Genomic DNA, 13,308 nt, shown 5'->3' with positions numbered 1-13,308 from the left:
TTCAGATGAGGGGCGGTCGCCAATGACCGCCCTTTTTGTCGGCTCCGCTTTCTTGCCGACAATAGCCGCTTGCCACGCCCTCTGTCATTTGCGATGCCACGTCTTCTTCCAGCAGTGACGGGGAGCGAGGACGATGACCGCCATGACAGAGAAAACAGCCATCGTAACCGGCGCCGGCACCGGCATCGGCAAGAGCGTCGCCACCACGCTGCTCAAGGCAGGCTGGAACACCGTGTTCTGCGGCCGCCGCAAGACGCTGCTCGAGGAGGCGATCGCCGAGGCCGGGAAGACCAGCGCCAGGGCGCTTGCCGTTGCATGCGACATCAGCAAGGCCGGCGAAGTCGACGACATGTTCGAGACAGTGGTGGAGGCGTTCGGGCGCGTCGACCTGCTCTTCAACAATGCCGGCATGGGCTACAAGTCGACGCTGATCGACGAGATCCCGGTCGAGGTCTGGAACGATGTCGTCGGCGTCAACCTGACCGGCTCGTTCCTATGCGCCCGTGCCGCCTTCGGCGTCATGCGCCGGCAAAAGCCGATGGGTGGGCGCATCATCAACAATGGCTCGGTGTCGGCCTATGCCCCGCGGCCGGGCTCAGCGCCCTACACGGCGACCAAGCATGCCATCACCGGCCTGACCAAGACCCTGGCGCTCGACGGCCGGCCCTATGACATTGCCTGCGGCCAGATCGACATTGGCAACGCATTGACCGAGATGGCGCAGGCGATGACCGTCGGCGTGCCGCAGGCCAACGGCTCCATCGCCGCCGAAGCGGTGATGGATGTCCAGCGCGTCGCCGACGCGGTGCTTCACATGGCGAGCTTGCCGCTCGACGCCAATGTGCTGTTCATGACGGTGATGGCGACGAAGATGCCGTTCGTCGGCCGCGGGTGAGGGGGCTGAGGCTTCTATTTCGTCAAGAACACTTCGATCCGCTCCAGCGCTCGTAATATGTTCTCCTCGGAATTGGCGTAGGAAAGCCGGACATAGCCTTCGCCGAGCACGCCGAAATCGGGGCCGCCGATCAGCGCGACGCCGGCATCCTCCAACAGCGCCGAGGCAAGCTTCTTGGCCTTCCAGCCGGTCTTCGAAACATTGGGGAAGGCGTAGAAGGCGCCCTTCGGCGTGATGCAGGAAATGCCGGGGAGCGCGTTCAGCCCTTCGACCACGATCTTCCTGCGGTTGTCGAAGGCGAGCATCATCTTTTCGACATCGTCCTGCGGGCCGTCTATCGCGGCGATGCCGGCATACTGGCTCGGCGCGTTGACGCAGGACCAGCAGTTGACCGCCAGCTTGCGCACCTTGTCGTAGAGATAGGCCCCCTTTTCGCCGTTTGGCCAGATCGACCAGCCCATGCGCCAGCCGGTCATCGCCCAGGTCTTGGACCAGCCGTTGAGCACGATCAGCCTGTCGCGGAGTTCTGGAAAATTGAGCAGCGAGCAGTGGGTCTCGCCGTCATAGGTCATGACATCGTAGATTTCGTCGGAGAGGATCGCGACCTCAGGGTGCTTCTCCAACCCCTTCACGAGTTTGGCGATCTCGTCCCGCGCGGTCACGCCGCCGGTCGGATTGGCGGGCGAGTTTAGGATCAGCAGCCTCGTCTTCGGCGTGATCAGCGCCAGCGTCTCTTCCGCCGAGAAGGCAAAGCCGTTCTCCTCGCGGATCGGCACCGGGATTGGAGCCGCACCCGTGAACTCGATCATCGAGCGATAAATCGGAAAGCCGGGATCGGGATAAAGAATCTCCGCCCCCGGCTCGCCGAACATCAGGATCGCGGCGAACATGGTCGGCTTGCCGCCGGGCAGGATCATCACGCTCTCGGGTGATACTTCGACCCCAGTGGTGGTCAGCGTTCGGCGCACGACCGCCTCGCGCGTGGCTAGCAGGCCGTTGGCCGGCGTGTAGCCGTGGTGGCCGTCGCGCAGCGCCTTGATCGCCGCCTCGACGATATGCTGCGGCGTCTTGAAGTCGGGCTGGCCGATGCCGAGGTTGATGATATCGCGGCCCTGATGGGCAAGCGCCGTTGCCCGCGCGAGCACCGCAAAGGCATTTTCCTCGCCGAGACGATCGAAGGCCGCGATGGTGTGGAGCATTTTTCCCGTCCCTGTGGTTCTTTCTGTGGGCGAGCGTTTTTGTGAGCGTGCGCCAGGAAAAGTCAAACGGATTGGAGCGGTCGGTGTCGGAAAATCTGAAGAATTGGCAGGCACGCCCGCGCCCCGAACGCAAGGCGCTGGAAGGTTGCTATGTCCGGCTCGAACCGCTGAGCGCGTCAAAGCACGGCGACGGGCTCTATGAAGCGTCGTCGGTGTCGGATGCCGGAGGCCGCTTCGCCTGGCTGCCGGACTATCCGCCCGAGAACCGCGCCGCCTTCCAGCCATGGCTGGACAAAGTCGAGGCGAGCGAGGATCCGTTGTTCTTCGCCGTCATCGACAAGGCGAGCGGCAAGGTCGCCGGACGTCAGACGCTGATGCGCATTGATGCCGCCAACGGCGTCATCGAGATCGGCAACATCTATTGGGGGCCGCTGATCTCGCGCAGGCCGCAGGCGACGGAAGCACAGTTCCTGTTTACCAAATATGCCTTCGACGAGCTCGGCTATCGCCGCTACGAATGGAAATGCAACAACCGCAACGAGCCGTCGAAACGTGCGGCGGAACGTTTCGGCTTCAAGTTCGAAGGCATTTTCCGCCAGCATCTTGTGGTGAAGGGCGAAAACCGCGATACGGCGTGGTATTCGATCATCGACAAGGAGTGGCCGGCGCTGCGCAAGGCCTATGAGGCCTGGCTCGATCCGGCGAATTTCGATGGCGAGGGCCGCCAAAAGCGACGGCTCGAGGATTTCCGCGCCGAGTCCGGCGCGTAGCAGGAGTTGCGCGATGGCGCATGATCACGGCTCACACGCCCACAGCCACGGCGCCGATCACGTGCACGGGTCGACCGACAAGAAGCGCGTTCTCGTCGCGGGCTGCCTGACAGCCGGCTTCATGATCGCGGAGGCGCTCGGCGGCTTGCTCACCGGCTCGCTGGCGCTGCTTGCGGATGCTGGCCATATGCTGGCGGACGCGATCGCGCTCGGCCTCGCCTGGTATGCCTTCCATCTCACCGGACGTCCGGCCACCGGGCGTCTCACCTACGGCTTCGCTCGCGTGAAGACGCTGGTCGCCTACACCAACGGCATCGCCATCTTCGTCATCGCGCTGTGGATCGTCTACGAGGCCTGGGGGCGGCTGATGCACCCGGCGCCGGTGCTGGGCGGGCCGATGCTGGTGGTGGCGGTCGCCGGCCTGCTGGTCAACGTCGCCTCCTTCTTCGTGCTGCATGGCGGCGACCGCGAGAGCCTCAACATGCGCGGCGCCATACTGCATGTGCTGGGCGACCTGCTTGGCTCGGCCGCGGCAATCGCTGCGGCCCTCATCATTCTCGCCACCGGCTGGACGCCGATCGATCCGATCCTCTCCGTGCTGGTGGCGCTGCTGATCCTGTCGACGGCGTGGTCGCTGATGCGCGAGGCCGCCCATGTGCTGCTCGAAGGCGTGCCGGCAAGCCTCGATCGCGATCTCATCGCCAAGGATCTGGAAGCCGCGGTCAAGGGCGTGCGGGAGGTGCATCACATGCATGTCTGGTCGCTCGACGGCACCAGCAACATGGCGACGCTGCATGCCTGCCTGAATGACGGCGTCGATCCACATGCTGCGGTGAGCGCCATCAAGAAGCGGCTTGCGGCGAAGCACGGGATCGATCATGCAACGGTGGAGCCCGAATTCGGCCTATGCGCCGACAGCCATGACACGCACGATCATCACCATGATCACGACCATGCGCATGATGCGCCTCGCGATCGCCGCCACTATCACTGAGCCGGTGATGAGCTTCGGCTCGAGGGACGGCGCCTGATGGATCGCGAGACGCGCAACGCGGCGATCGCCGCGGCCTGCATACTGCTCCTGTTCGGGCTCGCCGCCTATTTCCTGCCTACAATAATGCTGGCTGCCGGCAGCGTTTCGACGGTGCTTGCGGCAATCGTCGCAGCAATGTTCATTGTGGCGCTGTTCGTCGTCTTCTGGCTGCGCGGACGCAGCCAGCGCAAGAGAGGTCGCTGAAATGAGAATTCTGATCACCGGCGCGGCAGGAATGGTTGGCCGCAAGCTGATCGCAAGGCTGGCCAAGGACGGTGTGCTGCGCGGGCGCAGAATAACCGCGCTCGATCTGCATGATATCGTGCCGCCGCAGGCACCGACGCTCGCGGGAGTCGATCTCTCGATCCACGCCGGCGATCTTTCCACGCCCGGCGCGACGGCCAAGCTCGTTGCTTCCCGCCCGGACGTGATCTTCCATCTCGCCGGCATCGTTTCCGGCGAGGCGGAGGCCAATTTCGACCTCGGCTACCGCGTCAATCTCGACGGCACGCGCGCTTTGTTCGACGCGGTGCGGGTGGCGGGCTTCGCGCCGCGCCTTGTCTTCACCTCGTCGATCGCGGTGTTCGGCGCGCCGTTCCCGGATGTCATCCCGGACGAGTTCCATCCGACGCCGCTCACCTCCTACGGCACGCAGAAGCTGATCAGTGAGGCGCTGCTTGCCGACTACTCGCGGCGCGGAGTCTTCGACGGCATCGGCATCCGGCTGCCCACCATCTGCGTGCGGCCGGGCAGGCCGAACAAGGCGGCGTCGAGCTTCTTCTCAGGGATTATCCGCGAGCCGCTCAGCGGCCAGGAGGCGATCCTGCCGGTGCCGCGCTCGGTGCTGCACACGCATGCCAGCCCGCGATCGGCGGTGAATTTCCTGATCCATGCGGCCGAAATCGATGGCGATAAGGTCGGGCTGCGGCGCAATCTCACCATGCCCGGCGTGGCCGTCACGGTCGGCGAGCAGATCGAAGCGCTCGCGCGCATAGCCGGCGCCGAGGTGGTCAAACGGATCCGCGAGCAGCCCGACGAAACGATCTGGGCGATCGTCAGAGGCTGGCCGACGCGCTTCGAGGCGCGCCGCTCGCGGGAACTGGGTTTTGTCGCCGAGAAGAATTTCGACGAGATCATCCGCGCCTATATCGAGGACGAACTCGACGGAAAGATCGGGTGACAGTTCCGGTCGGCTTCAGACGCCGCCCGTCAGGCTGGCCGACAAGAGCAGCAGGCCAACGAGGAAGATGAAGGCGGCGCCGCCGATCTCGACGATCGAATGGATGCGGTTGCCGATGCGTCCGTCGCCGGCGAAATAGACAGCCCAGTTCTTGGCCGTCACCGCGATCGTCGCCAGCGCTGAGACGGTGATCGCGGTGCCGATCGACATGGCGAGCACCGAGAGCAGGCCGCCGAGCCAGAGTCCGTTGAGGAGCGCGAAGCTCAGCACGATCAGCGCGCCGGAGCAGGGGCGGATGCCGACGGCGGCCACCGCCGACCAGGCGGTCTTCCAGTCGAAGCGATCGCCCGAAAGCAGCGCCGGATCCGGCGCGTGCGAATGGCCGCAGGTGTCGCAGACTTCGCCCGGGCCGTGGTGATGATGCCCAGCGTGAGCATGGTCGTGCGCCGCGTGGTCGTGATCATGCGCCTTGTGATCAGTCGCCTCATCGCTGTGCGCATGCGAATGCGCGGCATGATCATGGTCGTGATGCGCGTGCGAGTGCGTCGAGTGGGCATGCGCGGAATGCGAATGGGAGTGGGAATGACCGGCATGGGCATGCGCGTGAGCATGCGAGTGCCCGCCACGCGAGTGGCCGGCATGGGCCGCCGACAGGCTGTAGGCCGGACCGGCGCCGAACCGCCGAAGAATGGCCGGGCCCGCCTTGCGCCACAGTAGCCAGGCGCCGAACAGCGTCACCAGCACATAACTGGAGATCTCAAGAAACCATGCCGCGTCGGTCATCGACACCGCCGTGCCGCGCAGCACGAAATAGGCAAGCATCATGACGACGACCGCGGTCAGCCCCTGCAGCAGCGCCGAGACGAAGGACAGCATGATCCCGCGCTTCAGCGCCACTTCGTTGGCGACCATGTAGGACGAAATCACCGCCTTGCCGTGGCCGGGCCCGGCGGCGTGGAAAATGCCGTAGGCGAAGGACAGGCCGACCAGAAGCCAGAGCTTGCTGCCGTCCTGGCGCATGGCTTTCATCGCGGCCGCCAGCGAATGGTAGAATTCCTGCTGCCTGAGATTGATCCACATCAGGATATGGGCGAACGGACCGGTCGTGCTCGGCGCCATGCCGTCATTGGTGCCGATGCCGAGCGAGCTCTGGGCATGGGCGACGCCAGGTAAATGCGTCATGACCAAGGTGGCGGCCGCGAGGCCGAGCGCCAAGCGCAGCGACGGTTTCATCACCGATTATCCTTCCGGCGGACAGTTCAGTTCGAGCTTGGTGGCGAAGATCTTGCTCATGTCGGTGCCCGTCGGATCGTTGAAGAAGGCTTCCGTCAGGGTCTTCTGGTTTTCCTTGATCGCTTCGTCCGGATCGGGACGGATCACCTTCTTGGTGCAATTCGCGGGCAATCCCTCAACGGTGAGGTTGGCGTCGTCGGTGAAGTCGATCGCCGTGTAGAAGGTCGGATCGTAGACGCCGATGTCGATCTTGCCGGCGAGCTTGATCGGCGTCTTCGGCTGCGACTCGAACAGAATGATCAGCTGGTCGTTGTCGAAGCTCGCCATCAGATGCGGCGGAGGGACCATGGGCACGTCCTTGCCGTCCTGCGTGACCAGCTGGAAATAGTTGAACTCGGCCAGCGAGGAATGGACGGTGTCGGCCACTTCCTTGAGCTCTTTGTCGTCAAGCTTCAGATCGGAGTTCTTGTCGAACTCCATCATCACTGTACTCGAAAACAGATCGTCGAAGCGCCAAAGGTGGCGCAGCGCCGTCACACTTTGGTGATCCGCGCCGAGGATGACGTCGAGGCGAGCCTCGGCGAAGACGTGCGGGTGCACCTGGGCCGGCTCTACCGTGGCAAAGGTGGCCGCAATTGCCGAAGCCAGTATGGTTGCTTGCCGTTTCAAGTGCATTCCGGGCCGCGATTCCATCGACTTTGGGAGTGGGCTCCGAGAGTTAACAGAAAGGGGGCGAAATTGGGACGCGCTCTCGGAGAGCGTCGCGCTTTTTCCAGATTCGCCCGATGCGCTTTTAGGTCTGATTCTGCGCATGTCCTTGTGCCGAAAACGGTTCCCACCTTCGGGGGACGTGCTTCACGCAGCGTCGCGCGTCCTGAACCAGTGCACCAGGAAATCGACGAAGACACGGACCTTGGCGGGCAAATAGCGGCGATGCGGATAGACCGCGAAGATGCCGCTGCCCGAGAGGATGCGGTCGTCGAGCACCGTCACCAGCTTGCCCGACGCGACTTCGGGCGCAGCGATGAAATCCGGCAGGATGGTGAAGCCCAGGCCCGACACGGCGGCTGCTCTCGCCGCCATCGGACTGTTGACCTCGATCGGCCCCGACACGGTGACGCTCACCGAATCCTCGCCGTCTCCCTTGAAGCGCCAGTTGGCTAAAGAGCGGCCGTTGGTGTCGACGATGCAGGGCATGTTGGAAAGATCCTGCGGGCGGGTCGGGGTGCCATGCTTTGCGAGCAGGTCCGGCGACGCGCAGAGCTTGATCGAAAACGGCCCGAGGCGCCGCGCGATCAGCGACGAGTTCTCCAGCCGCGAAATGCGCACGGCCACATCGAAGCCTTCCTCGACCAGATCGACGAAGCGGTCGTCGAGATGGATGTCGAGAACGATGTCCGGATGTTGCTTGGCAAAATCGATCAGCGACTGGCCAATCGGCGCGTCGGCGAAGGTGCGCGCAGCCGAGAGCTTGATGCGGCCGCGCACGTCGCCGGAAGATTCGCGCACGGCATCGGCGAGGCTGTCGACCTCGCGCACGATTTCGGAGGCGCGCTGATAATAGGTGTGACCGGCTTCGGTCAGCGAGAACTGCCGCGTGGTACGGTTCAACAACAGCGCGCCGAGCTCGTCCTCGAGCTCGCGCACATATTTCGACAGCAGCGCCTTGGAACGGCCGATCTTGCGCGCGGCGGCCGAGAAGCCTTCGGCCTCGACGACGTCGATGAAGGCGCGCATGCGGGTCAATGTATCCATGATCAGACCTTTCGGGCCGCATCCAGAATCGTGCGGCCGAGCCCTATCAGGGCGACGTCGCTGCCGTAAGGGCCGAGCAGCGACAGGCCGAAGGGCGCGCCGTCGACGGAACCGAGCGGCAAGGTGATCTGCGGGAAGCCCGACAACCCGGCCAGGCACAAAAGATGCAGCGCCCTTTCGCGATAGGCCTGGAACTGCTCCGGCGTGCTGGTCTTCAGTGGCGCTGCGCCCGGCACGGTCGGCAGAACAAGAAAGCCGTCGTTGCCGAGCAGCTTGCCGAACTCGGAACGGAAGGCTGCCCGACGCGCCGTTTCGGCTTCGACCGTCTTTGTATCGATCGTGCGGCCGAAGCCGAAACGCTCGTCGACACCCGGACCCAGCCCGTGATCGCCTGCCGAAATCCAGCCGCCATGCACCTGCCAGGCCTCGAAGGCCTGCAGTCGACGAAAGCACCAGTAGAGATCATCCGGGGAGGAGGCGAAGGCGTGTTCGGTTTCGGTCGGCTCGCCGAGGACGGCTGCTGCCTGTGCCTTCATCCGCGCATATTCGGCGGCTTCCGTCGGCCCGGAAACAAAGGCATCGAGCCAGCCGATCGACAGCGGGCGGTTGAGCGGATGCTGGTGTGGATCGCGTCCGAGCAGAAGCTTGCCGGCCATTTCGTAAGCTTCTATGTCGCCGGCGAACCAGCCGAAGGTGTCGAAGCTCGGCGCGAGCTTCATGGCGCCCTCGAGCGATACCCGGCCGTGACTGGTGCGCAGCCCGATCAACCCGCAGAAGCTCGCCGGCGCGCGGATCGAGCCGCCGGTGTCGGAGCCGACGGCGATGTCGGCAAGGCCGCCGGCGACCGCTGCCGCCGAACCTGACGAGGAGCCGCCGGTCACGCGATCCGGAGCGGCTGCGTTCACCGGAAACGGGAAATGCGAATTCTGGCCGAACAGCGAGAAGGCGAGCTCGTCGGTTTGCGTCTTGCCGACGAATCGCGCACCGGCATCGAGAATCAACTGCACAGCCTCGGCCGTCCGCGAGGCGGCGTGAGCCTGTTCGAACTTGCGCGGGTTGCCGCAGCCGGTGCGATAGCCGGCGACGTCATAGATGTCCTTCACGGCTAGGCGCAGGCCGGCCAACGGGCCAAATTCCGCATTGGCCACGGGCATTTGGCGCAGATCGAGGAAGGCGTTGAGAGGGCCGTCGGTGCCTGGCATTGTTCGATTTCCGAATACGGTCCACAAACATTGTTCGATGCCGCAATTTTTACAACCGGCGCTGACGATTTTTATTGATTGTGAAACCCTTCGCTCTTATATCGCGCTTGCCCAAAGTCGCACGTGCCTGTGGGTGTCCGCCGATCCTCGAATGGTGAGGGCAATCGGTAAGGTAACTGGAGCCAACCCCTCCAGTCGGTCAGTGGCCAACCACAAGACCGAGGACACCTTGAAGCAACGACGGTGCGGGCCTTTCTGGTGTCTGCCGGTCGTCCAAAGACCGGGGTTACTGAAGAGGCACACCTTCATTGCCGGCAGTGCGGACGGGTCCTCCCATCCAAGCCAAGGCAGACAAAGCGAACCGAGGCCGGGCAAGGCCAGGTTCACCGCCGCGAGACGGCGATCCGTGGTTCCGGGGTCTCCACCGGCTGGTTCCATGGATTTTCCGTCCCGCCTTTGTCCACCGCGAGTTCGCGAGGCCGAGCGCCCGCGTCCCGCAGCCTTTGTGCGCGCCGAAAGGCGCAGATGGAGAGACCTCGATGGCCACCCAGCGCATCCTTGACTTTCTCGCCACCCGACGTCCGAACGGTCCCTGCCTCGTCGTCGACCTCGATGTCGTGCGCGACAATTTCCGCGCCTTCGAGAAGGCGTTGCCCGATTCCAAGATCTACTATGCGGTGAAAGCAAACCCGGCGCCGGAGATCCTGCGCCTGCTTGCTGCGATGGGCTCGTCCTTCGACACCGCATCGGTTGCCGAGGTCGAGATGGCGATGGATGCCGGCGCGCCGGCGGATCGCATTTCCTTCGGCAACACCATCAAGAAGGAGCGCGACATTGCGCGCGCCTACCAGCTCGGCATCCGCCTCTACGCCGTGGATTGCGTTGAGGAGGTCGAGAAGATCGCCCGCGCCGCCCCGGGCTCGCGCGTGTTCTGCCGCGTGCTCACCGACGGCGAGGGTGCCGAATGGCCGCTGTCGCGCAAGTTCGGCTGCGTGCCGGCAATGGCGGTGAATGTGCTGCGACATGCCAAGGCGCTCGGCCTCGACGCTTATGGCGTGTCGTTCCATGTCGGCTCGCAGCAGACCGATCTCTCGGCTTGGGACCGCGCGCTGGGCGATGCCAAGAAGGTGTTCGCCACGCTCGCCGAGGAAGGCATCGTCTTGAAGATGGTCAACATGGGCGGCGGTTTCCCGACCCGTTACCTGAAGGACGTGCCGGCGGCGCAGGCCTATGGCCAGGCGATCTTCTCGGCGCTGCGCAAGCATTTCGGCAACGCGCTGCCCGAGACGATCATCGAGCCGGGTCGCGGCATGGTCGGCAATGCCGGCGTCATCAAGTCGGAAGTCGTGCTGATCTCGAAGAAGGCCGACAATGACAATGTGCGCTGGGTGTTCCTCGACATCGGCAAGTTCGGGGGCCTCGCCGAGACCATGGACGAGGCGATCCGCTATCCGATCGTGACGCCGCGCGACGGATCGGAGACCGCGCCTTGCGTGCTCGCCGGCCCGACCTGCGATTCGGCCGATGTGCTCTACGAGAAGACGCCTTATCCGCTGCCGCTGTCGCTCACCATCGGCGACGAGGTGCTGATCGAAGGTACCGGCGCCTACACGACCACCTATTCGTCGGTCGCCTTCAACGGCTTCGAGCCTCTCCGATCCTACGTGATCTGAAGGCGCGAGCCTTCAGATCAACCGGCGTGGGCGACATCGCCCGCCGGGGCTCGCTTGTGGAACAGATCTCCGCTCGTGAAGGATCGCGGAAATGGACTTTGCAGATTTCATCATTGAGGGCGCCGCGCGCCGGGTCTCCCCCCTCGAGGGGGAGATGGCCGCGCAGCGGTCGGGGGGCGTCGCGCGTGGAGCGCCAGCGCCGCTTCTCGTCACGCTGGGCGCCGGTATTACATGCGCAACGACCCCCTCTGTCGCCTTTGGCGACATCTCCCGCTCGAGGGGGGAGATTGCGCCGGCCTTCGTCATCGTTGCCGAAGGCATCGGTGATATGCAGGCGCGCGAAGCGCTGCTCGACCGCGCCATGGGGCCGAAGCGCAGGAAGAAGTCGTCCGAGAAACTGCGGCGTGGCCGCCGGCCGTCGGAAGGCCTGGCCTTTGTCGCGCGCGACCCGTCGGGCGCGCTCGTCGGTACGGTTCGGCTGTGGGACGTGACGCTGGGCGAGGGTGGTCCGGCAGCGCTCCTGCTTGGGCCGCTGGCAGTCGAGCCGGGCCTGAGGAGCGGCGGCATCGGCTCGGCGCTGATGCGGCACGCGATCGCCGAGGCTGCGCGGCTCGGTCACGGCGCGATCCTGCTCGTCGGCGATGCACCCTATTACGGGCGGTTCGGTTTTTCGGCCGACCGCACCGGCTCGCTCGCCATGCCTGGGCCCTATGAGCGGCACCGCCTGCTGGCGCTCGAGCTGAAGGAGGGCTCGCTCGACGGGACCGCGGGCACGATCAAGGCCGCCGGCCGCAAGGTCAAGGCGCTGGATTTCGTCGCCTGACTGTCGGAGGCATTACCGATGCGGCGCCGCGCGTTCAAAAACGCGGCGCCACATCGCTCTTCTAAAATAGTTGGCTGGCGGTCAGCCGAGCAACTGGCTGAGCGCCATGGCGACCGTCATGTCGCCCTCGACCTTCAGCTTGCCGGCCATGAAGGCCATGGTCGGGTTGAGGTCGCCGGCGATCAGCGAATCGAGATCGTCGAGCGAGAGCTTGATCGTGCAGTCGGTCGGGGCGTCGGCGGTCGAGACGGTCGCGCCGTCGATCACGATGACGCCGTCGCTGCCAGTGTCGAACTTGACCGAATGCTCGAAGCCGGCGCTTGCCACGCGCGACCTGATCTTGTCGGCAATCTCCTGAACGCCCATGGCGGTTCTCCTCGTTTGGTTGCGTTTGACGCGCACCGGCCTTGGCCGCTGGGCGAGGCGCCGCGTCGCGCGGGAGCGCGGCGACAGCCATCGGCGCATATAGCTTCGGGTTGACGTTTACGTCAACGTGGCTGCCATGCGGCATGTCGCATCACCAGACGAGGGTGTGAACCCGCCAGTCGATCGCCGAGAGCCGATCAATGCTCCGGCTGGAACGCCTTGGTCATCGCTTGCGCGGTCTCGCCGGCAGTCTTCCGGCGGCGGATGGCGTTGTCGCGGATTTCGTCCTTGGACAGGAAGTTGACCTGGTCGATCAGCACGTCATGCACCAGCTCGACGCCAACGCGGGCGTTGACGGTCTCGCGGATCGCTTTGCGGAAAGCATCGAGATCGATCGTGTCCTTCTTGGTGAAATCGATCTGCGGATTGGAATAGAGGTAGGAATAGACCTGATCGGTAATGATGGCCGGCGCCGGGATCGACAGTTTCTTTATCTGATCCGGCTCCACCGTGTAGACGAGTTTGGTGAGAAAATAGCCATCGATTTTGGCATCGCGGACGAGCGGTACCGAAATGATGTCGGTCTTGACGTAGTCGAGACCGCCCAGCATCGGCTTCGGCGGCTCACCGACGCCGCGCTCGCCCGCCGCCTGGAACGAATAAAACACCGCGCCGAGGGTTACGGCGCAGATCCAAAGCGCTGCGGCGAGGAATTTGATCACCGAATCCTACCTTGCTCCGCAGTCATCTCATTCAAGCCCGGGCATATCCGAATTCGCCTGCCGAGTAGGTGCCGTCGGCATCGGCGCGCTGGATGGCGTTCTTCAACAGCGTGGCGACCTCGTTGACGGCATTGAGATGGGCAAGAATAGCCGCCTCGTTCTTTGCCAGCTTCTGGCGCAGCCGCGCCAGCCCTTCGCGATGCTGCTCGAGGAACTCGATCTCATTGGCGCCCTTCAGCGCGCGGGTCAGTTCGTAGAGATAGCGGCTTTTGCGGGCATTCGAAGCCTTGAGGTCGTAGCTGGTGCCGCTGCGGATACCCGCCGTCTCCTCGTCCACCGCCTCCTCGATCCGGCCAATGATGGCGGCGAGGTTGCCAGGCCGTGCAGCTGCGATCGGTGCTTCCGCGGCGGTGGTTCGTGCAGGCAGGTTGGAAAGGTCCGTTTGGTCGGCCATGTA

15 protein-coding genes are annotated in these 13,308 nt (G+C 64.4%); 7 read left to right on the top strand and 8 right to left on the bottom strand.

Annotation, left to right across the window (positions count from 1 at the left end; translation table 11 throughout):
• Positions 1–142 precede the first annotated feature (142 nt).
• Positions 143–895, top strand: coding sequence for an SDR family oxidoreductase (locus P9228_RS13395; RefSeq protein WP_082953977.1), 753 nt, complete (start codon positions 143–145; stop codon positions 893–895).
• A 14-nt stretch (positions 896–909) separates the two neighbouring features.
• Here P9228_RS13395 and P9228_RS13390 read toward each other — a convergent pair whose 3' ends face one another.
• Positions 910–2,094: a pyridoxal phosphate-dependent aminotransferase gene (locus P9228_RS13390; protein WP_278053853.1), complete on the bottom strand. Its 1,185-nt coding sequence runs from the start codon at positions 2,092–2,094 to the stop codon at positions 910–912.
• An 83-nt stretch (positions 2,095–2,177) separates the two neighbouring features.
• On the opposite strand from P9228_RS13390, the gene P9228_RS13385 reads away from it, so the two are divergent.
• From P9228_RS13385 to denD, 4 genes are read left to right on the top strand one after another with little or no spacing between them, the layout of a single operon-like run.
• Positions 2,178–2,864, top strand: a complete 687-nt coding sequence (locus P9228_RS13385; RefSeq protein ID WP_278053852.1) for a GNAT family protein — start codon at positions 2,178–2,180, stop codon at positions 2,862–2,864.
• Between the two features lie 13 nt (positions 2,865–2,877).
• On the top strand, positions 2,878–3,858 hold the full coding sequence (locus tag P9228_RS13380; protein WP_278053851.1) for a cation diffusion facilitator family transporter: 981 nt from the start codon (positions 2,878–2,880) through the stop codon (positions 3,856–3,858).
• Positions 3,859–3,894: 36 nt separating this feature from the next.
• The gene (locus P9228_RS13375) at positions 3,895–4,101 is read left to right on the top strand and encodes a hypothetical protein (protein WP_278053850.1); all 207 of its coding nucleotides are present in this window, start codon (positions 3,895–3,897) and stop codon (positions 4,099–4,101) included.
• 1 nt (position 4,102) lies between these two features.
• Positions 4,103–5,077: a D-erythronate dehydrogenase gene (gene denD / locus P9228_RS13370; RefSeq protein ID WP_278053849.1), complete on the top strand. Its 975-nt coding sequence runs from the start codon at positions 4,103–4,105 to the stop codon at positions 5,075–5,077.
• Positions 5,078–5,092: 15 nt separating this feature from the next.
• Here denD and P9228_RS13365 read toward each other — a convergent pair whose 3' ends face one another.
• The 4 genes from P9228_RS13365 to P9228_RS13350 all read right to left on the bottom strand — a co-directional run bounded on the left by P9228_RS13365 (position 5,093) and on the right by P9228_RS13350 (position 9,267).
• A complete protein-coding gene (locus tag P9228_RS13365; protein ID WP_278053012.1) occupies positions 5,093–6,310 on the bottom strand; it encodes a nickel/cobalt transporter in 1,218 nt (405 codons plus the stop codon).
• 6 nt (positions 6,311–6,316) lie between these two features.
• Positions 6,317–6,985 (bottom strand): DUF1007 family protein, encoded by a 669-nt coding sequence (locus P9228_RS13360; protein ID WP_127241513.1) that lies wholly within the window; start codon positions 6,983–6,985, stop codon positions 6,317–6,319.
• Positions 6,986–7,165: 180 nt separating this feature from the next.
• On the bottom strand, positions 7,166–8,065 hold the full coding sequence (locus P9228_RS13355; RefSeq protein WP_067002475.1) for a LysR family transcriptional regulator: 900 nt from the start codon (positions 8,063–8,065) through the stop codon (positions 7,166–7,168).
• Between the two features lie 2 nt (positions 8,066–8,067).
• A complete protein-coding gene (locus P9228_RS13350) occupies positions 8,068–9,267 on the bottom strand; it encodes an amidase (protein WP_278053011.1) in 1,200 nt (399 codons plus the stop codon).
• A 539-nt stretch (positions 9,268–9,806) separates the two neighbouring features.
• Here P9228_RS13350 and odc2 point away from each other — a divergent pair.
• Both odc2 and P9228_RS13340 read left to right on the top strand, forming a co-directional pair.
• Complete coding sequence (gene odc2 / locus P9228_RS13345; protein WP_095823409.1) at positions 9,807–10,940, top strand: ornithine/lysine decarboxylase; 1,134 nt, start codon at positions 9,807–9,809, stop codon at positions 10,938–10,940.
• Between the two features lie 328 nt (positions 10,941–11,268).
• Positions 11,269–11,763: an N-acetyltransferase gene (locus P9228_RS13340; RefSeq protein ID WP_127324524.1), complete on the top strand. Its 495-nt coding sequence runs from the start codon at positions 11,269–11,271 to the stop codon at positions 11,761–11,763.
• An 81-nt stretch (positions 11,764–11,844) separates the two neighbouring features.
• Here P9228_RS13340 and P9228_RS13335 read toward each other — a convergent pair whose 3' ends face one another.
• The 3 genes from P9228_RS13335 to P9228_RS13325 all read right to left on the bottom strand — a co-directional run bounded on the left by P9228_RS13335 (position 11,845) and on the right by P9228_RS13325 (position 13,305).
• Entirely contained in the window at positions 11,845–12,129 is a 285-nt protein-coding gene (locus P9228_RS13335) for an SCP2 sterol-binding domain-containing protein (RefSeq protein WP_067002744.1), read from the bottom strand.
• 197 nt (positions 12,130–12,326) lie between these two features.
• Complete coding sequence (locus P9228_RS13330) at positions 12,327–12,851, bottom strand: hypothetical protein (RefSeq protein ID WP_095823408.1); 525 nt, start codon at positions 12,849–12,851, stop codon at positions 12,327–12,329.
• A gap of 31 nt (positions 12,852–12,882) precedes the next feature.
• Positions 12,883–13,305, bottom strand: coding sequence for a hypothetical protein (locus tag P9228_RS13325; RefSeq protein ID WP_067325992.1), 423 nt, complete (start codon positions 13,303–13,305; stop codon positions 12,883–12,885).
• Between the last annotated feature and the right edge of the window lie 3 nt (positions 13,306–13,308).

Source organism: Mesorhizobium sp. WSM4898 (assembly GCF_029625845.1).
Lineage (GTDB): Bacteria > Pseudomonadota > Alphaproteobacteria > Rhizobiales > Rhizobiaceae > Mesorhizobium.
Note: the sequence above shows the minus strand (reverse complement) of the source record. Positions and strands in the feature narration are given on the sequence as shown.